General features: G+C 69.6%; 15 protein-coding genes. 10 read left to right on the forward strand and 5 right to left on the reverse strand.

Annotation, left to right across the window (positions count from 1 at the left end):
• From NM1_RS01690 to NM1_RS01710, 5 genes are all read left to right on the forward strand, one after another.
• On the forward strand, positions 1-1,444 hold a 1,444-nt coding region (locus tag NM1_RS01690), incomplete at its 5' end, for a 2-oxoglutarate dehydrogenase component E1 family protein (protein WP_507762178.1).
• A 198-nt stretch (positions 1,445-1,642) separates the two neighbouring features.
• Positions 1,643-1,858, forward strand: a complete 216-nt coding sequence (locus NM1_RS42885) for a type II toxin-antitoxin system VapB family antitoxin (RefSeq protein ID WP_169814182.1) — start codon at positions 1,643-1,645, stop codon at positions 1,856-1,858.
• Positions 1,855-2,295, forward strand: coding sequence for a type II toxin-antitoxin system VapC family toxin (locus NM1_RS01700; protein ID WP_068013035.1), 441 nt, complete (start codon positions 1,855-1,857; stop codon positions 2,293-2,295). Before NM1_RS42885 ends, NM1_RS01700 begins: the two co-directional genes overlap by 4 nt.
• A 161-nt stretch (positions 2,296-2,456) precedes the next feature.
• Entirely contained in the window at positions 2,457-3,140 is a 684-nt protein-coding gene (locus NM1_RS01705; protein ID WP_068013036.1) for a PadR family transcriptional regulator, read from the forward strand.
• Positions 3,137-4,618, forward strand: coding sequence for a DHA2 family efflux MFS transporter permease subunit (locus tag NM1_RS01710; protein WP_068013038.1), 1,482 nt, complete (start codon positions 3,137-3,139; stop codon positions 4,616-4,618). Before NM1_RS01705 ends, NM1_RS01710 begins: the two co-directional genes overlap by 4 nt.
• A 23-nt stretch (positions 4,619-4,641) precedes the next feature.
• On the opposite strand, the gene NM1_RS01715 is transcribed toward NM1_RS01710, so the two are convergent.
• Positions 4,642-6,231, reverse strand: coding sequence for a molybdopterin-dependent oxidoreductase (locus NM1_RS01715; RefSeq protein WP_068013041.1), 1,590 nt, complete (start codon positions 6,229-6,231; stop codon positions 4,642-4,644).
• 228 nt (positions 6,232-6,459) lie between these two features.
• Between NM1_RS01715 and NM1_RS01720 the strand changes: the two genes are divergently transcribed.
• The 5 genes from NM1_RS01720 to NM1_RS01740 all read left to right on the forward strand — a co-directional run bounded on the left by NM1_RS01720 (position 6,460) and on the right by NM1_RS01740 (position 13,444).
• Complete coding sequence (locus NM1_RS01720; protein WP_068013043.1) at positions 6,460-7,812, forward strand: flavin monoamine oxidase family protein; 1,353 nt, start codon at positions 6,460-6,462, stop codon at positions 7,810-7,812.
• Positions 7,813-8,071: 259 nt separating this feature from the next.
• Positions 8,072-9,115 (forward strand): S1C family serine protease, encoded by a 1,044-nt coding sequence (locus NM1_RS01725; protein ID WP_068013345.1) that lies wholly within the window; start codon positions 8,072-8,074, stop codon positions 9,113-9,115.
• A 66-nt stretch (positions 9,116-9,181) separates the two neighbouring features.
• Entirely contained in the window at positions 9,182-9,889 is a 708-nt protein-coding gene (locus NM1_RS01730) for a TetR/AcrR family transcriptional regulator (RefSeq protein ID WP_068013045.1), read from the forward strand.
• Between the two features lie 79 nt (positions 9,890-9,968).
• Positions 9,969-11,723, forward strand: a complete 1,755-nt coding sequence (locus NM1_RS01735; RefSeq protein WP_068013047.1) for an ABC transporter ATP-binding protein — start codon at positions 9,969-9,971, stop codon at positions 11,721-11,723.
• Positions 11,720-13,444, forward strand: coding sequence for an ABC transporter ATP-binding protein (locus NM1_RS01740; protein WP_068013049.1), 1,725 nt, complete (start codon positions 11,720-11,722; stop codon positions 13,442-13,444). Before NM1_RS01735 ends, NM1_RS01740 begins: the two co-directional genes overlap by 4 nt.
• Here the strand turns inward: NM1_RS01740 and NM1_RS01745 are convergent.
• From NM1_RS01745 to dhaK, 4 genes are all read right to left on the reverse strand, one after another.
• Positions 13,375-14,259 (reverse strand): phosphatase PAP2 family protein, encoded by an 885-nt coding sequence (locus NM1_RS01745; protein WP_084519062.1) that lies wholly within the window; start codon positions 14,257-14,259, stop codon positions 13,375-13,377. The two genes, NM1_RS01740 and NM1_RS01745, sit on opposite strands and share 70 nt — an antisense overlap.
• Positions 14,260-14,455: 196 nt before the next feature.
• The gene (gene ptsP / locus NM1_RS01750; RefSeq protein ID WP_068013052.1) at positions 14,456-16,918 is read right to left on the reverse strand and encodes a phosphoenolpyruvate--protein phosphotransferase; all 2,463 of its coding nucleotides are present in this window, start codon (positions 16,916-16,918) and stop codon (positions 14,456-14,458) included.
• A 120-nt stretch (positions 16,919-17,038) separates the two neighbouring features.
• A complete protein-coding gene (gene dhaL / locus NM1_RS01755; RefSeq protein ID WP_068013054.1) occupies positions 17,039-17,659 on the reverse strand; it encodes a dihydroxyacetone kinase subunit DhaL in 621 nt (206 codons plus the stop codon).
• A 3-nt stretch (positions 17,660-17,662) separates the two neighbouring features.
• Positions 17,663-18,664 (reverse strand): dihydroxyacetone kinase subunit DhaK, encoded by a 1,002-nt coding sequence (gene dhaK, locus NM1_RS01760; RefSeq protein WP_068013056.1) that lies wholly within the window; start codon positions 18,662-18,664, stop codon positions 17,663-17,665.
• Between the last annotated feature and the right edge of the window lie 38 nt (positions 18,665-18,702).

The following is an 18,702-nucleotide window of genomic DNA, read 5'->3' on the forward strand; positions in this document are numbered from 1 at the left end:
CGGCCACAACGAGGGCGACGACCCGTCGATGACCCAGCCGTACATGTACGACGTCATCGACACCAAGCGCAGCGTCCGCAAGTCCTACACCGAGGCCCTGATCGGCCGCGGTGACATCTCCATGAAGGAGGCCGAGGACGCGCTGCGCGACTACCAGGGCCAGCTGGAGCGCGTCTTCAACGAGGTCCGGGAGCTGGAGAAGTACACCCCGGAGCCGAGCGAGTCGGTCGAGAAGGAACAGACCATCCCGCAGACGGTCGTCACCGCCGTGGACAAGACGGTGCTGCACCGCATCGGCGACGCCTTCGTCGACGTGCCCGAGGGCTTCAGCGTGCACCCGCGCGTCAAGCCGGTGCTGGATCGCCGCCGCGAGATGGCCTACGAGGGCAAGGTCGACTGGGCGTTCGCGGAGCTGCTGGCGTTCGGCACCCTGATCGACCAGGGTCGCGCGGTCCGCCTGACCGGTCAGGACTCCCGCCGCGGCACGTTCACCCAGCGGCACTCGGTGGTCATCGATCGCAAGACCGGCGCCGAGTACACCCCGCTGCACAACATCGGCAGCGCCAACCCGGGCTGGTTCGCGGTGCACGACTCCGCGCTGAGCGAGTTCGCCGCCGTCGGCTTCGAATACGGCTACTCGCTGGGCAACCCGGACGCGCTGGTGCTCTGGGAGGCGCAGTTCGGCGACTTCGTCAACGGCGCGCAGTCGATCATCGACGAGTTCATCTCCTCCGGTGAGGCCAAGTGGGGCCAGCTGTCCGACGTCGTGCTGCTGCTGCCGCACGGCCACGAGGGCCAGGGTCCCGACCACACCTCCGGCCGCATCGAGCGGTTCCTGCAGCTGTGCGCGGAGGGGTCGATGACGGTGGCGGTGCCGTCCACCCCGGCGAACTACTTCCACCTGCTGCGCCGGCACGTGCTCGACGGCATCCGCCGTCCGCTGATCGTCTTCACCCCGAAGTCGATGCTGCGCAACAAGGCCGTGGTCTCCAACGTCGAGGACTTCACCGACAGCAAGTTCCGCTCGGTGTTCGAGGAGCCGACCTACGAGAGCGGCGACGGCGACCGCAGCAAGGTGAAGCGGATCCTGCTGACCAGCGGCAAGCTCTACTACGAGCTGGCGGCGGAGAAGACCAAGAAGAACCGCGACGACGTGGCGATCATCCGCGTCGAGCAGCTGTACCCGATCCCGTCGTACCGGCTCAACGAGAAGCTGGCGACCTACCCGAACGCCACCGACCTGGCGTGGGTGCAGGAGGAACCGGCGAACCAGGGCGCCTGGCCGTTCTTCGGCCTGAACCTGCCGGAGATCCTGCCGGAGCGTTTCAACAAGCTGCGCCGGATCTCGCGGCGCGCCATGTCGGCCCCGTCCTCGGGTTCCAGCAAGGTGCACGCGGTGGAGCAGGCCGAGATCATCGCCGAGGCGTTCTCGCCGACCGTGTAAGGGCCTGACCGTTGCGCCGGGCCGAATTCGCTTCTGTCAGAAGCGTTTCGGCCCGGCGCAGCAATGTCTCCGGTCTATCGTCCGGCACGACTCGCGTCGACCCCGCAGGATATGCGGCGAGCTGGCGCACGGTCCGGGACGCAATATTACGATTCCCGCGTATTATTGATATGGGCAATCCATAATACGGAGGTGGACATGGCGACGACCGTCGAGATTCCAGACGAGGTGCTGGCCGAAGCGATGCGCCTGACCGGCCTGACCACCAAGAAGGCAGTGATCAACCTCGCCATGTCGGAACTGGTGCAAGGGTACCGGCAACGCGAGGCGCTCCGGCAGCTCAAGCGAATGGACCACAACCCTTTCCTTACCGAAGAGGAGCTCGCTGACGCCATCGCGGCGGACGACCAGTGACCACGGTCGATGATGATCGCTCTCGCTACCTGGTCGACCAGTCGGTGATGTCTCACTACCGGACGAAGCCGACCGTCGAACGCGTGGTTGACCAGTTCGCGGTCAGCGGCGTCCTGTGCTCCTGTGCGGTGACGATGGACGAAGCACAGTTCAGCGCGCGCAACAGTAGAGACCTGAAGTTCCTCACGAACCTCTACGGATCGGTCTTCCACTGGCTCCCCTGTGACGAGGAGGTCGAGTCGCAGGTTGCGAGAATTCGCGCCGCGCTGTGGGCAATCGGTGCCGGACGAGGAGCGCAAACCACCGACGTGCAGATCGCCGCGACCGCTTTGCGGCACGATGCCATCGTGGTGCACAACGACACCGATTTCATCACCATTCAACGAGCTGTACCCGAACTCAGACAGCTACGACTCAGGCCTGACGAGGCCGAATAGCCGCCAACCGATAGCGGGCCGGACGCCGTCGTGACGGTCATCATCCACCCTTGTCCAGCAAAGCCTCCGCACCGTATATTCGGCGTGGAGTATTTGAAGCGGGCTATGTCGCCGATGGGGATTAGAGTTCGCGACACAGTCAATCCGGAGGGAGATCGACGATGACGAAGCAGCCGGGTGCCACGCTGACGCCGCTGGCGATCGCCGTGCTCGCGCTGCTGGAGGAACGGCCGATGCATCCGTACGAGATGTATCAGATGCTGCTGCAGCGCCGGGAGGACTATCTGCTCAAGATTCGCCCGGGCTCGCTGTATCACACGGTGACGAAGCTGGCCGAGCAGGAATTGGTACACGCCGAAGGCACCGACCGTGCGGGCAATCGCCCCGAACGCACGACTTACCGGATCACCGAATCCGGCACCACCGCCTTGCGCACGCGAATATCCGACCTCATCCGCCGTCCCCTCCGCGAATACCCGATCTTCCCGCTGGCCATGTCCGAGGCACACAATCTGCCCCGCGACGAGGTGATCGCGCTGCTGCGCGAGCGCATCGGCTGGCTCGACAACGACATCACCGAACTGGACGCATTGCACGACTGGCTGACCACGCACAAGGTCGCGCGGCGGTACTGGATGGTGCTCGAGTACCTGCGGGCACAGGTCGACGCCGAGGTCACCTGGATGCGCCGCATCACCACGGAACTGGAATCCGGTGTCCTGGAATGGGAACCATTCACCCCCGACGGCACCCGCATCACACCGGAGACCGGCGTCATCGGCCACGGCTGGGGCGCGGCGGTCACCGACGACGTGCTCGCAGAACTTCGGAAGGGAATTTCATGACGACTCAACGCAATCCGTGGCTGGCGCTATACGCGCTGGTCGTCGGGTTCTTCATGATCCTGCTCGATATGACCATCGTCGCGGTGGCCAATCCGGCGATCATGACCGACCTGCACACCGACATGACGAAGGTCATCTGGGTGACCAGCGCGTACCTGCTCACCTACGCGGTGCCGCTGCTGGTGACGGGGCGGCTCGGAGATCGGTTCGGGCCCAAGAACATCTATCTGATCGGCCTGGCGGTATTCACCCTCGCCTCGCTGTGGTGCGCCATGTCCACCACCGTCGAGATGCTGATCGCGGCGCGCGCGGTGCAGGGCCTAGGCGCGGCGCTGATGACCCCGCAGACCATGGCGGTCATCACCCGCACCTTCCCGCCGGACCGGCGCGGCGCGGCCATGGGGCTGTGGGGCGGCGTGGCCGGTCTGGCCACGCTGGTCGGCCCGATCCTCGGCGGTGTGCTCGTGGACTGGCAGGGCTGGAACTGGATCTTCTACATCAACGTGCCGATCGGCATCATCGCCTTCGTGCTCGCGGTCTGGCTGGTGCCCGCGCTGGAGACCCACGAGCACAAGTTCGACCTGGTCGGCGTGGTCCTCAGCGGCGTCGGCATGTTCCTGCTGGTGTTCGGGATCCAGGAGGGCAACACGCACGACTGGAACGCCTGGATCTGGACCATGATCGTCGCCGGTCTGGTGGTGTTCGCGCTGTTCGTGGTCAATCAGGCCCGCAATACCGGCGAGCCGCTGGTGCCGCTGAGCCTGTTCCGCGACCGCAACTTCGCGCTGTCGAGCGTGGCCATCGCCGCGATGGGCGCCGCGGTGACCGCGCTGATGGTGCCCGCGTACTTCTATCTGGAGGCGGTGCGTGAGTTCTCGCCGACCAAGGCGGCCCTGGTATTCGCGCCGATGGCGATCGTCACCGGCTTCACCGCGCCGTTCATCGGCAAGATCTCCGACCGGATGCCGCCGCGCATCATCCCGACCATCGGCTTCGCGCTGTTCGCCGCCTCGGTGTTCGGCTTCTCGGTGCTGATGAAGCCGGACGGTTCCATCCCGCTGTTCCTGGTGATCGCGGCGATCGCCGGTCTGTCCAACTCCTGCATCTGGGCGCCGCTGGCCTCCACCGCCACCCGCAACCTGCCGGTGTCCCAGGCCGGTGCGGGCGCGGGCGTGTACAACACCACCCGTCAGGTCGGCTCGGTGCTCGGCAGCGCCGCCATCAGCGCGCTGATCTCGGCCCGCATGTCGGCCCAGGGCCTGGGTGGCGCCAATGTCTCCGAGGGCGGCGGCGCCTCCATGGGCAAACTCCCGGAGGCCATCCTCGACAAGTTCAGCGGCGCGCTGGGCCAGTCGATGCTCCTCCCCGCCGCCATCCTCCTGATCGGCGTCGTCGCCTCGGCCCTGTTCATCGGCGGCAAATCCAAGACGACCGACGCCGAAGCCGACACCAAGGTCCCGGTCGATATCGGCCACTGAGCCCGGCCGCTCCGGATTTCGACTCAGCCGACGCGGACCGAGACCGTCGGATACCCCGTCGCGCCGTCCGGGATGACGTCGCGGACCTCGGAGGTTTGGACCTGGCCGGTGCCGTCGGTGGAGCGGGCGCGCAGGGTGTGCGGGCCCGGGGTGGCGTCCCAGTCGTAGGTCCACTGGCGCCAGGTGTCGATGGAGGGTTCGGCGGCCAGGCGAGCGGGTTCCCATGGGCCGTCGTCGATCTGGACCTCGACGGCTCGGATGCCGCGGTGCTGCGCCCAGGCGACGCCCGCGACGACGACGCGGCCGCCGCTCGGCCGGGCGCCCGCACGCGGGGTATCGATGCGGGTGCCGGTCTTGATCGGGCCGCGTGCCGACCAGCCGCGTTTGGTCCAATACGCTTGGGCGCGATCGAATCTCGTGATCTCCAGCTCGGTGACCCACTTGGTGGCCGACACGTAGCCGTACAGGCCGGGCACGACCAGCCGGGCCGGGTAGCCGTGCGCGACGGGCAGCGGCTCGCCGTTCATGCCGACGGCCAGCAGGGCGTCGCGGCCGTCGGTGAACGCGCTCAGCGGGCTGCCCGCGGTGAAACCGTCGATGCTGCGCGAGAGCACCATATCGGCGTCCGGATGCGGGCGCGCCTCGGCGAGCAGTTCGTCCAGCCGGTAGCCCAGCCAGCGCGCGTTGCCGATCAGGTCTCCCCCGACCGGATTGGATACGCAGGCCAGCGTCACCAGCCGTTCCACCGCCGGGCGCCGCACGAGATCGGCATAGCTGAGCCGGATTTCGCGCTCCACCATGCCGTGGATGCGCAGCGACCAGGTGTCGGTGCTGACCTGCGGCACCACCAGCGCCGTATCGATCCGATAGAAGTCGGCATTGGAGGTCAGATACGGTGTGAGACCGGGTATTCGGAGGTCCGCGCCCGGATCTACCGGCGGCGCAGGAGCTTTCGGCGGCGGCAGCTGCACCGCGGCCCGTTCCGAAGACACGCTGTGCGCCCGAGCGCCGAGTAACCGCCCCGTCAAACCTGTTGCGGCGGCCAGAATTCCGACACCCACGATGCCGCGAACGGCCTGCCGCCGGTCCAGACCCCCGGCCGTCGGACCGGAAGCTCCTGCGCTCCTTGCACTTCCGACTGCCGAACTCGGTGGGCGATCCGCTTCTCCCGCGGAGACTCCAGCGGCCGCATCGCAGCGCCGAATCAACCAGCGCAGCACCAGGATTCCCACCACCGCACCGACGAGCGACGGCAGCGCCCAGGTCCAGGATGCGGTCGGGCGGCTGGCCGCGACGATCGCGGCGGCCAGCCCGAAGACGGCGAGCAGCGCGGAACCGAACGGGCGGCCGGTCCGCTCGACCCGCCCCGCCACCACGGCCACCCCCACCGCGACGATCCCCATGCACACGAACAGCACCAGCTTGTCGTTGGTGCCGAAGGTGTCGATCGCCCATTCCCGCACCTTGTCGGGCGTCCCGTCCACCACCGTGGAACCGATCGCCGCCAAGGGCGCACTGCCCTGACCGACGGGCACCGCCACCAACTCCGCGACACCCAGCGTCAGCCCGGCGGCCACGATGCCGCAGGCCGCGCGCAGTCCCGATCCGGTCATATCGTGAGCCTACGTCCGCTTCGCCCGTGCGCGACCGCCTGAACAGGCAGGAAGGCCCGGCCGTCACACATTCGTCAGACTCTCGCCCCGACGATCGGCCGCATCGCCCACGCGAGCCGCCTGCGGTCGCACCAGCTCTCGCACCGACAGATCCGCGTGGTCGCGCTCGGCGAACGGTCGCAGCCCGGTGTCCAGTGGTGCTTGGATACATCGTGTATGGAGGTTGTCATGGAGCGCTCGGTGGATGTCGTGGTCGTCGGTGCCGGAGTCGCCGGGCTGGTCACGGCCCGGGACCTGAACCGCGACGGGATCGACGTCCTGGTACTGGAGGCGCGGGACCGGGTCGGCGGCCGGGTGCTCAACGCGGAACTGCCGGACGGTGCGCCGATCGAGGTCGGTGGCCAGTGGGTCGGCCCCGGCCAGGATCGGGTGCTCGGGCTGATCCGCGAGCTGGGCCTGCGGACCTATCCCACCTATACCGCGGGCCGCCACATCGCCGAATTCGCCGGCGCCACATCGCGATACACCGGCCGCATCCCCAGGCTGAACCCGCTGGCACTGGCCGATATCGCCCAGGCCCAGTGGCGGCTCGACCGGATGGCGAGGAAGGTGGCCGCACGGGAGCCCTGGCTGGCCGAGCCTGCGGGACAACTGGATTCGCAGACCTTCGCCACCTGGCTGCGCCGCAACGCCTACACCCCGGCCGGGCGGTCCTTCCTGCGACTGATCACGCAGGCGGTGTTCTCCGCCGAACCCGAGGACATGTCCGCGCTGTGGGCGGGCTTCTACATCGGCGCGGCCGGTGGCGTGGATGCGCTGATCAACGTCGCCGGTGGGGCACAGCAGGACCGCGTCGTGGGCGGATCGCAGCGGATCGCCGCGGCACTGGCCGCCGAACTCGGCGATCGGGTCGTGCTCGACGCCCCGGTGACCGACGTGACCTGGGGCGACACGGGTGTCCGGGTGCGCGCGGGAGACTTGATCGTACGAGCGCGGCATGCCGTCGTCGCCGTGCCGCCGACCTTGGCCGCGCGGCTGCGGTACCACCCGGGCCTGCCCGCCGATCGCGACCAACTCGTCCAGCGCATGCCCATGGGCCGGGTGATCAAGGTCAATGTCGTCTACGACGAACCGTTCTGGCGCGGCCACGGACTCAGCGGACAGGCCAACAGCGATCGGCGTCCGCTGGGCACCGTCTTCGACAACACCCCGCAGGGCGGCTCGCCCGGCGTGCTCGTCGGCTTCTTCGAGGGCAGGCACGCCGATACCGCCGCCCGGCTGAGCCCCGCGGATCGGCGGGACCTGGTCCTCGCCGATCTCGCGGGATACTTCGGCCCCGAGGCCCGGCAGCCGATCGCCTATCTGGAACGCGACTGGGCCGAGGAGGAATACAGCCGCGGCTGCTACGGCGCCTTCGCCACGCCGTCCACCCTCACCCGCTTCGGCCCCGCCCTGCGCGCGCCGATCGGCCCGCTGCACTGGGCGGGCACCGAGACCGCGACCCGCTGGGCCGGTTATATCGATGGCGCGGTCGAATCCGGCCGTCGCGCGGCGCGCGAAGTCGTCCACGCACGGACCTGATCCCGGGGCGCGGGATCGGTCGTCGCGACGTGTGAGGTCGGGCACGTGGCAGTTCCACGGGCGCTACCCAGCCAGTTCTCAGGAACTGCGCGCCTAATGGATGCAGACATTCTGACCATTCGAGGACGTGATGACCTTGCATCCGAATCAGGGCAGCTGGCCGGGGCCGCAGGGACCGTACGGGCCACCCCCGCAGCCGACCCCTCGGCCGCACCGCCCGGCGCTGAGCTTCAGCGTCGTGGCGGCCCTGGTGCTCGCCATGGCCGTCGTCATCGGCCTGGTGGCCGCGCGGATGAGCGCGACCCAGCACGCTCCGACGACGCCACCGGCACAGTCCGGCAACGTCATGCAGGCATTCGACTCGCAGACGCAGTCGGCCGATCTCACCGATGCCGCGCAGCGAGTGGCCCCGGGCATCGTCACCGTGAACACCGAACTCGGCCCGCAGGGCGGTGGGAGCGCGGGCACCGGGATCGTCCTCACCTCCGACGGGGATGTCCTCACCAACAACCACGTCGTCGAGGGCGCCACCCGCATCGAGGTGACCAGCGTCGGCAACGGCAAGACCTACCCCGCCACCGTGCTCGGCTACGACCGGACCAACGATCTGGCCGTGCTGCGCCTGTCCGGCGCCTCGGGGCTGCCGACCGCACCGCTCGGCGATTCGGGCAAGGTCGCCGTCGGCGACGAGATCGTCGGGGTGGGCAATGCGGGCGGCACCGGCAGCCCCAGCGCCGCGAGCGGACGGGTGACCGCGCTGGACCGCTCGATCACCGCCAGTGACGAATCCTCCGGCAGCTCGGAGCAATTGACCGGGCTCATCCAGGTCGCCGCGAATATCCAGCCCGGCGACTCCGGCGGGCCCCTGGTGAACAAGGACGGTCAGGTGATCGGCGTCAATACCGCTGCGTCCCAGGGCTTCCGGCTCGGCGCCGGCGGCGGCGAGGGCTTCGCCATCCCGATCAACAAGGCACGGTCGATCGCCGAGCAGATCCGGGCCGGAACCGGCTCCGGCACCGTGCATGTCGGCCCGAGCGCCTTCCTCGGCATCACGGTCAGCGATGCGAACGGCCAGGGCGCCCTGGTGCGCAATATCGTGCGCGGCGGCCCGGCCGAGCAACTCGGACTGGCGCCCGGCAGCGTGATCACCGATATCGACGGCGACCGCATCGACTCGGCCAACGCCCTGATCGCCACGATGGACAAGCACCACCCCGGCGACAACGTGAATCTCACCTGGACCGACCGCACCGGCCGAACCCAAACCGCCAAGGTCGAATTGGCGAAGGGCCCGGTCGGCTGAGGCGTCCCGATGCTACCTATGCTGTGGAACAACGTTCCATTTTCCGTCCACAGTCGAGGTCACCGGATGCCCAGAGGTTCCCGGCGCGCGTACCACACCGGCCTGTCGCGCGATGTGATCGTCGGCGCCGCGCTGGCCCTGACGGCGGAGCGCGGCCTCGACGGCTGGAGCATGCGCGACCTCACCGGCCGCCTCGATACCTCGCTGTCGGTGATCTACCACCACGTCGGCGACCGGGATCGGCTGCGCGGCGCCGTGGTCGACCGGATCTACGCCGACATGGATCTGACGATCGACGAAACCGATTGGCGGACAGCGCTGCACAGCGTGCTGTCGGCAATGATCGACCACCTGGCCCGCTACCGCGGCGTCGCCACCTGGCTGCTGCACAACGGTCCGCAGACCGAGCAGCTCGTCCCCGTGCTCGAAACGGGGATGCGACTGATGCTCGAGGCGGGGTGGGGCGAGGAATCCGCCCCCGCCCACTCCATGGCGTTCAACACCTGCCTCGGCCTCATCGCCCTGGGCGACCGGCAGCCCGGTGACGCCGCCGACCCGGGCATCCCCGGGCTGCGGTCCATGCTCGAATCGCACCCGTCGGCCGGACCCGGCGCCGAGCAGATGGCACGCATGGCCGCCCGCTTCGAGGGCGACCCCACCGAAACCGCCGCCACCCGGCGCGAATACTGCCGGTACGCGCTCGACCGCGTCCTCGACGGACTCGAGGTGCGGTTGCGGGAACTCCGCGCGCACGCGCCCACACGGACCCGATAGCCGGACCGCCACACCCTTGCAATCGCCGAACTTGCCTATACACTCGCAATTAGAACAGTGATCTAATTTGCGAGGTTCGATGAGTACCGTGCGACAAGATCCGCCCGTCGACGAGAAGCGCCGCGGCCTCGGAGTGGTGCTCGCGCCGGTCCGCGGTCGGCTGGCGATGGCGGCCACGCTCCAGGCCCTGGGCGCGCTCGCCGCACTAGCGCCCTATATCGCGATCGTCGAGATCGCCCGCGAGTTCGTCGGCGGCGGCGCGGTGGACCGCGGCAGGATCTGGGCGTGCGTGGCGATCGCGGCGGCCGGGTTCGTCATCCGGACGGTATGCGCCGGGATCGCTTACACCCTGAGCCACGTCGCGGATGCCGATGTGGCCCTGCGGATCCGGCGCACCGCGGTCGACCGGTTGAGCCGGGTGTCGCTGGGCTGGTTCACCGAGCGCAGCTCCGGCCGGGTCAAGCGCGCCCTGACCGACGACGTCACCGCGGTGCACCACGTGGTGGCCCACGCGATCAACGATCTGATCGCCGCCGCGGTCACTCCCGTCGCGGCGCTCGGCTACCTGTTCTTCCTGGACTGGCGGCTGGCGTCGATCTGCCTTGCGCCCCTGGCACTCTGGCTCGGACTGGTGGCGTTGATGTCACGCGGCGACGCCGCACGGGCGGCGCAGTGGACCTCCGAACTGGACAAGGTCAACTCCGCGGTGGTCGAGTTCGTCGACGGCATCGCGGTCGTCAAGTCGTTCGGCCGGGCGGGCCGGGCGGAGGCTCGATACCGGCGGGCCGGGGAGGACCTCGCGCGCTTTCTCGATGACTGGATGGGTCCGACGCAGCGGCTGGATTCCCTTGCCTCCGTGGTTATCTCCCCTCCGGTCCTGCTGCTCGCCGCACTCGGCGGCGGGGTGTGGCTCGGGGCGGATCCGGTCGAGGTCATCGCATTCGTGATGCTTGCGGTCGGACTGGGGGCGCCGGTACTGTCGCTCGGCTTCGGCGCGCTGGCGATGCAGGAGGCGACCGCGGCCGCGGGCAGGGTCGCCGACCTGCTCGCCACTCCCGAGCTGCCCCGCGCCACCGATCCGGCCGTGCCGGGCGGCGCTCGCGTCGAATTCGATTCCGTGCGTTTCTCCTACGACGGCCGGTCGACCGTACTCGACGGCGTCGACCTGGTACTGGAGCCCGGCACCGTGACGGCCCTGGTCGGCGCCTCCGGTTCGGGGAAATCGACACTCGCCCGGCTGCTGCCGCGTTTCTGGGATGTCGACGAGGGTTCCGTGCGAATCGGCGGCGTCGACATCCGGCAGGTATCGGAGGACGATCTATACCGCCACGTCGGCTTCGTATTCCAGGAAACATCGTTGCTGCGCACCAGCATTCGAGACAATATCGCCCTCGGCCGATCCGGCGCCGGGCTCGCGGAGATCGAGGCCGCGGCTCGAGCCGCCCAGATCCACGAGCGCATCATGATGCTGCCGCGCGGCTACGACAGCGCGATCGGGGTGGACGCGCACCTGTCCGGCGGTGAGGCGCAACGGATTTCGATCGCTCGCGCGCTGCTGGCCGATGCTCCCGTCCTGGTGCTGGACGAGGCCACGGCCTTCGCCGATCCGGAATCCGAAGCGGCGGTGCAGGATGCGCTCTCGCGCCTGGTCGCGGGGCGGACCCTGCTGGTGATCGCGCACCGCCTGCACACCGTCCGGGGCGCGGACCGCATCGTGGTGCTCTCGCGCGGCCGGGTCGTCGAGTCCGGCCGTCACGACGAACTGCTCACGGCCGGTGGCGAATACGCGCGGATGTGGGACAGGCACTCGCCGTTCAGGAAGGAATCGGTATGATTCGCAAGCTGTTCCGGATCGTCCATCCGGACGATCGCGCACGATTCGTCCGATGGGTCGGGCTGATCCTCGCCTTCTCCGTGCTGCAGGGGATCTGCGTCCTGCTCATCGTTCCCATCCTGCGTCGGTTGCTCGACGGCGATCGCGACGGCGCGATGCCGTGGCTGGCCGCACTCGCGGCGACCACGGCCGCGACCTGCGTGGTGTTCTACGCCCAGGCGATAGACGGCCACCGGATCGCCGACCGGCTGCTGCTCGGCATCCACCACCGGGTCGGCGACCATCTGGCGAAGCTGCCGCTGGGCTGGTTCGGGACCGACCGGACGGGCCGCCTGACCCACACCATGTCGCAGGGGACGACGAGCATCCTCGGTGTGCCGGCGCACCTGATGCAGCCGGTGGTCGGGGCGGCGGTGACCCCGGCGGTCGTGGTGGCGGGCATGCTGCTGTTCGACTGGCGCCTGGCGGTCGCCTCGGCGCTGTCGGGATCGGTGCTGCTCGTCGCCTATCGCCGAGCCCAGAACGCCATCATGCGGAGCTTCGGCGCGGTCGACCGGGCCGCGGCGGCAGCGGCCGGGCGGGTGGTGGAATTCGCGCAGTGCCAGCCGGTCCTGCGCGCCTTCGGCCGCGCCGGTGCCGGAAATTCCCTGCTGGGCAACGCGATCACCCGGGAACGTCACGCCCTCGGGCAGCTGAGCCGGCGCGCGGTGTCCGCGCTGCTGGTGTTCTCCGTCGCCGTGCAGGCCGTATTCGTCGCACTGCTCGCCGTCGGCGTCGCGCTGACCCTGGGGGCCTCGCTCGACGCCGCGGAGTTGATCGCGCTGCTGGTGCTCGTCACCCGCTTCGTCGGCCCGCTGGTCGAGATCATGGACCACGGCGCCGCGCTGCGGGCGGCCGCGGACAACATCGACCGGATCGACGAGGTGCTGGCCGTCCGTCCGCTGCCGGAAGGTGCTGTGTCGCAGGCGATCACGCCGGGCGAGGTGTCGTTCGAGAACGTCGCCTTCGGGTACGACGACCGTCCGGTGCTGCGCGGCATCTCCTTCGATGCCCGGCCCGGCACTCTGACGGCGATCGTCGGGCCGTCGGGGTCCGGTAAGACGACGCTGCTGCGGCTGGTGGCGCGCTTCTGGGAGGCCGACGCCGGAACGGTGCGCGTCGGCGGCGCCGATGTCCGCGAGCTGACCACCGAGGCCCTGATGAACCAGCTGGCCATGGTGTTCCAGGACGTCTATCTGTTCGACGACACCATCGAGGCCAATATCCGGATCGGCCGCCCCGATGCCACCGCAGAGGAAATCGGCGAGGCCGCCCGGCTCGCCCGGGTCGACGAGATCGTGGACAGGTTGCCCGACGGCTGGAACACGCGCGTCGGCGAGGGCGGTGTCGGCCTGTCCGGCGGTGAGCGCCAGCGGGTTTCGATAGCGCGAGCCCTGGTCAAGCGGGCGCCGATCGTGCTGCTCGACGAGGCCACGGCCGCACTGGACCCCGACAACGAGGCGGCGGTCGCCGATGCGCTGCGTGCGCTCGCCCGGCAGCGCACCCTCATCGTCGTCGCGCACCGACTGCACACGATCGCGGCCGCCGACCAGATCCTGCTGCTCGACGACGGACGCATCGCGCAGCGCGGCACGCACGACGAATTGATCGGTCAATCAGGGAAATACGCGGATTTCTGGCGGGAACGCGAGCGCGCACTGGGATGGCGGCTCACGGCATGAGCCGGTCGCGGCGCGACGGGCCCCATCGTTCCCCACGCGGTGGCCGATGCGGGGACCACCAGCGTGTGCAGGACGGCCGCCAGGGCGAGCAGGGCCACCGCGACGAGGGCGTCGAGCCAGTAGTGGTTGCCGGAGCCGACCACGATGAGCGTGGTGAGCACCGGATGCGCCAGCAGTAGCCAGCGCCAGGCGCCGCGCGTCGCGGCCACCCCGGCGAAGGCGAGCAGCAGCGCCCATCCGACGTGCAGCGACGGCATCGCCGCGAGCTGATTCGACAGTCCGTCCGATTCGACCGGCCCGTATACGGATTGGCCGTGCAGCGCCGCGAGATCGACGAAGCCGTACTGCGGCATCATGCGCGGCGGGGCCAGCGGGTACAGGGTGTGGACCGCCAGTGCGGCACCGGTCAGCGCCACCATCAGGTTTCGCGTCCACCGATAGTGCTCCGGGCGAAAGACCCACAGCCACAGCAGCATCCCCACCGCGACGGTGAAATGCGCCGTGGCGTAATAGAAGTTGGCCGGTACAGCCAGGGAATCGTGATCCAGGAAGATCGCCTGCACCGTCGTCTCCCCCGGCAGGCCGAGGCGATCCTCCAGGCCCAGCACATCGTGGGCGTTTCCGTATGCGCGCACGGTGTCGTCGGCGGTGAGCAGCCGCCCCATCCGATAGCCCAGGTAGAGCACGGTGATCAGGACGAGTTGGCCGACCGCCTCGCCGCCGCGACCGCGCACCGCCTTCCGTACCCGCTGCGCGATGCCGTCGGTCGCGAAGCCGAAATCTATGCCCGGGCCGCCGAGTCCCAGAGTCACCATGCCGCGGCCTCCTTCTCCGTTGAACAGACAGCCGAATCTGTTTAACCGGAGTGGCCGCCTCCGTTTACTGTAGCGCCGGGTTCAGGAGGAATTCACCGCGATGTGACCGGACAGACACCGGTCAAGCACCCTGGAGCCAACCCTGCTCACTTCCCCCATTTCCGGCGTGTTTTCGGCCGGAATCCATGGCTCGAGGTCAGGCCAGGCGACGGACCTCGGCGGCGGAGGTGCAGCGGAGCGCTCGGGCAGCAAGGGATTTGCAGGTGGTCAGGTCCAGCGCCCGGACAGTCGCCTTGATCTCGGGCACGGCCGGCGGGGCGATACTGAGTTCGGTGACCCCGAGCCCGAGCAGGATCGGGACGGCGACCGGGTCGGCGGCCAGCTCGCCGCAGACGTGGACGGGAGTCTCACCCGCGCCTCGGCAGGTCATCTCGATCAGGCGCAGCACACCGGGGTCGAGCGGATCCGCGAGGGCGGCGAGGGCGCCGTTGCCGCGCTCGGCCGCCAGGGCGTACTGGGTGAGGTCGTTGGTGCCGATGCTGAAGAAGTCGACGTGGTCGGCGAACGCCGCCGCCTTGGCCGCGGTCGCCGGGACCTCCACCATGATTCCGAGTTCGATCGAAAGATCCGCTGGCGCGACCTCTTCCAGGATCGCACGGCTGGCGCTGATCTCGTCCACGGCGGTGACCATCGGGAGCATCACGCGCACCGGATGATCGGCGGCGACGCGAGCCATCGCGCACAGCTGGTCACGCAGCAGGTCCGGACGCGCCAGGGCGAAACGAATGCCACGCACGCCGAGGAACGGGTTGGCCTCCACCGGCGTCGGCAGGTAGGGCAGCGGCTTGTCACCGCCGACGTCGAGCGCGCGCAAGGTGACGGGGTGGCCGCCGAACTCCGTCGCGATCTCGCGATACACCTGCTCCTGCTCGTCGACCGTGGGCGCGCGATCGCGGTCCAGGAACAGGAATTCGGTTCGGACCAGACCCGCCATATCGGCCCCGGCCCGGACCGCCGCGGCGGCGTCGGCCACGCTGCCCACATTGGCAGCGACGTGGACGAGGCTGTGGTCCAGTGTGATCGCGGGCTCGGTCGCCGCGTCCGCGGCCGACCTTTCCCATGCCTCCCGTTCCGCCGCGCGCGCAACGAACTCGTCGAGAACTCGCGGGCGGGGGTCGATCTCGAGCACGCCCTCGCCGCCGTCCACGACCAGCGTGGTCCCCTCCGGGATTTCCAGCACCTCCGGCCCCGCCCCCACGACGGCGGGAATCCCTCTGGAGCGCGCGATGATCGCGCTGTGCGCGGTCGGGCTGCCCTGCGCCAGCGCGATACCTGTGACCAGCTCCGGGTCGAGCCCGGCGACCTGGGCCGGGGTCAGATCGGCCGCGACGAGAATGCCCGGGCGAGTGCGGATCTCGGCCCCTCGCGCCAGCAATCCCGCCAGCACCTGGTCACGCACCGCACGCAGGTCCTGCGCCCGCGCGCGCTGATACTCGTCGGGCAGCCGGTCGAGATCGGCTGCGGCCGAGTCCAATACCGTCGCCCAGGCTGTCGCCGCCGCCTGTCCGTCGGCGATCCGCCGCCCCACCGCCTCGGACAGTTCGTCGTCGTCGAGCAGCAGGAGATGTGCCTCGAAGATCCCCTGGGTGGCCTCGTCCCGCGCCCGGAATGCGCGGTCGGCATCCGCGCGAATAGTGGCTCGTGCCTTGGTGATCGCCGCATCGAGCCGCCGTCGCTCCTCGGCGGGCGGACCGTCCGGGCGATCGGGCAGCTCGTATTCGGGTGTCGACAGCTGCCAGGCCGGGCCGATCCCGATACCCGCCGAGGCCGGATACGGCCCGGACCTGTCCGCAGCGGGCGGGGCCTCTACCGGCGGTCGGTCCGCCGCCGCATATTCCCCGAATCGCTTCTCCGCCAACGCAAGCAGCCCGTCTACCGCCCGCTGCGCATCGGGACCGGTCGCGGTGACCTCCACGTCGTGCCCGGCCCGCACTCCCAGTCCCGCTATCCGGCTCAAACTGCGCCCCGACACCGGACCGGCTCCGGTGCTCAGATTCCGCAGCCGGACATCGGCGTCGTAGCCGCGCAATTCGGTAACCAACCGGGCGGCCGGGCGCGCATGTAGACCGTGCGCATTGGTCACCACGAACGTCGCCCGCGCTGCTCCGAGGTCCGCATCGCCCGGCTCGGCGTCCGGCGAGGCGTCGGCTCCCTCTCGGGGCTGCTTCCCCGGCAATGCCTCCGATGAGACCCCGGCGGGTTCACCCAGTTGGGACTGCTTGCCGGACAACGCGTCCGCCGCCTCGGCTGCGGCCTCGTCCAGGCCCACTCCTCCCGCGGCCGACACCACCGCGGCAACCAAGCCCTCGACGATCGGCGCCGCGCACAGCCGCACCTCGTGCGGCGACTCCAGCAGGTCCACCGCCAGTTCCGCGGACAGCACCGCGCTACCGAGGTCCATCAGCACGAGCACACCGGCACCGCTGTCCGCCGCGGCGATCGCCTCCGCGACGGCGACCGCGTCGGTACCGAAGGTGTGCTCGTCGAGCCCCGCCGCCACCTCGATCCGCACCGGCCGATCGCGCACCATCTCCCCCGCCAAGGCGACGGCCGCCTGAGCGAGGGAAAAACTGTGGGATACAACCACAATCCCGATCACGCCTATACCTCCTTGCCGCTATCCAGTCCGACCACGGCACCGCCCCGCATTTCCGGCGTGAGCACGCCGGGAATAGTGGTGCGAGCACACCGCGGAGGACGGTGGTTGTGGGCGGGTGGGTCATGTGAGGGCTCGGTGGGCCGCCGTCAGGAGCAGGGCGGTGCTGGTGGCGCCCGGGTCCTGGTGGCCTATGCTGCGCTCGCCGAGGTAGGAGGCGCGTCCCTTTCGCGCCTGCAGTGGAGTCGTCGCGTCTCGGCCGGATTCGGCCGCGGCCGCGGCGGCGGATAGTGCGGCGTCGAAATCAGCTCCCCCGGAGAGGGTTTCGTCGAGTGCGTCGACCGCGGGCCGCAGCGCGTCGATCATCGTCTTGTCCCCCGGTTCGGCCTTGCCGCGGGCGATCACTCCGTCCAGCCCGGCGCGCAGGGCCTTCGCGAAAGCCGGTGCGTCCAGGCCGTTCTCGCCGACGGCGGTTGCCATGCGGAGGAACAGCGTCCCGTAGAGCGGCCCACTGGCGCCGCCGACCGACCGGATCAGAGCCATACCGGCCTGTTTCAAAGCCTCGCCCGCGGTTGCGGGTGCGGATTCGTCGAAGGCCGCGACGACCGCCGCCGTCCCGCGCCGCATATTCGCGCCGTGGTCCGCGTCACCGATGGCCGCATCCAATTCGGTGAGCGCATCGGTGTTTTCGTCGATCAGGGCCGCGAATTCGCGCAGCCACCGCACGGCATCGAGTGTCGTCATCGTTCACGCTCCCCAGCGCAGCGCCGGGGTGCGCACCGGCGCATCCCACAGACCCAGCAGTTCGTCGTCGACCTTGGTCAGCGTCACCGAGCAACCGGCCATCTCGAGGGAGGTGATGTAGGGCCCCACGAGCGAGCGGGCGATGTCGATCCCGTGCCCCCGCAGCATGCGAGCCACCTCGTGGTACACGATGTAGAGCTCGAGCAGCGGCGTGCCGCCCATGCCGTTGACGAAGCAGATCACGGTGTCGCCCTTGACGAACGGCAGATCGGACACGATCGGCTGCACCAGCATCTCGGCGACCTCCCGGGCCGGTGCCAGCGGCTCCCGCCGGCGGCCGGGCTCGCCGTGGATGCCGATCCCGATCTCCATCTCGGTGTCGGGCAGATCGAAGGTCGGTTTGCCCGCGGCGGGCACGGTACACGAGGTCAGCGCCATCCCCATGCTGCGGGAGTTCGCATTCACCCGGCTCGCCACCGCCGCCACCTCGGCCAGCGGGCGCCCCTGTGCGGCGGCCGCCCCGGCCAGCTTCTCCACCACAACCGTCCCGCCGACCCCGCGCCGCCCGGCGGTGTAGAGGCTGTCCTGCACGGCCACATCGTCGTTGACCACCACCGACACCACCTCGGTCCCGGTCTCCGCGGCGGCCAGCTCGGCGGCCATCTCGAAGTTCATGACGTCGCCGGTGTAATTCTTCACGATGTGCAGCACGCCCGCCCCGGCGTCGACGGCGGCCGTCGCGGCCTGAATCTGATCCGGTACCGGGGACGTGAAAACCTCACCGGCACAGGCGGCGTCGAGCATTCCCGGGCCCACGAATCCGCCGTGCAGCGGTTCGTGCCCCGAGCCGCCACCCGACACCAGCCCCACCTTGCCCGGCACCGGCGCATCGCCGCGCAGCACGAGACGGTGCTTGTCGTCGACCCGCAGTTCCGGATGGGCCGCGGCCATTCCGGCCAGCGCCTCCGCGACCACATCGGCCGGATCATTGATCAGCTTCTTCATCGAGTCCTCCTGTCGGGCGGCCGCTCCCTTCGAAGGCT

The sequence above is a fragment of the Nocardia mexicana NBRC 108244 genome, assembly GCF_001613165.1.
Classification (GTDB): domain Bacteria; phylum Actinomycetota; class Actinomycetes; order Mycobacteriales; family Mycobacteriaceae; genus Nocardia; species Nocardia mexicana.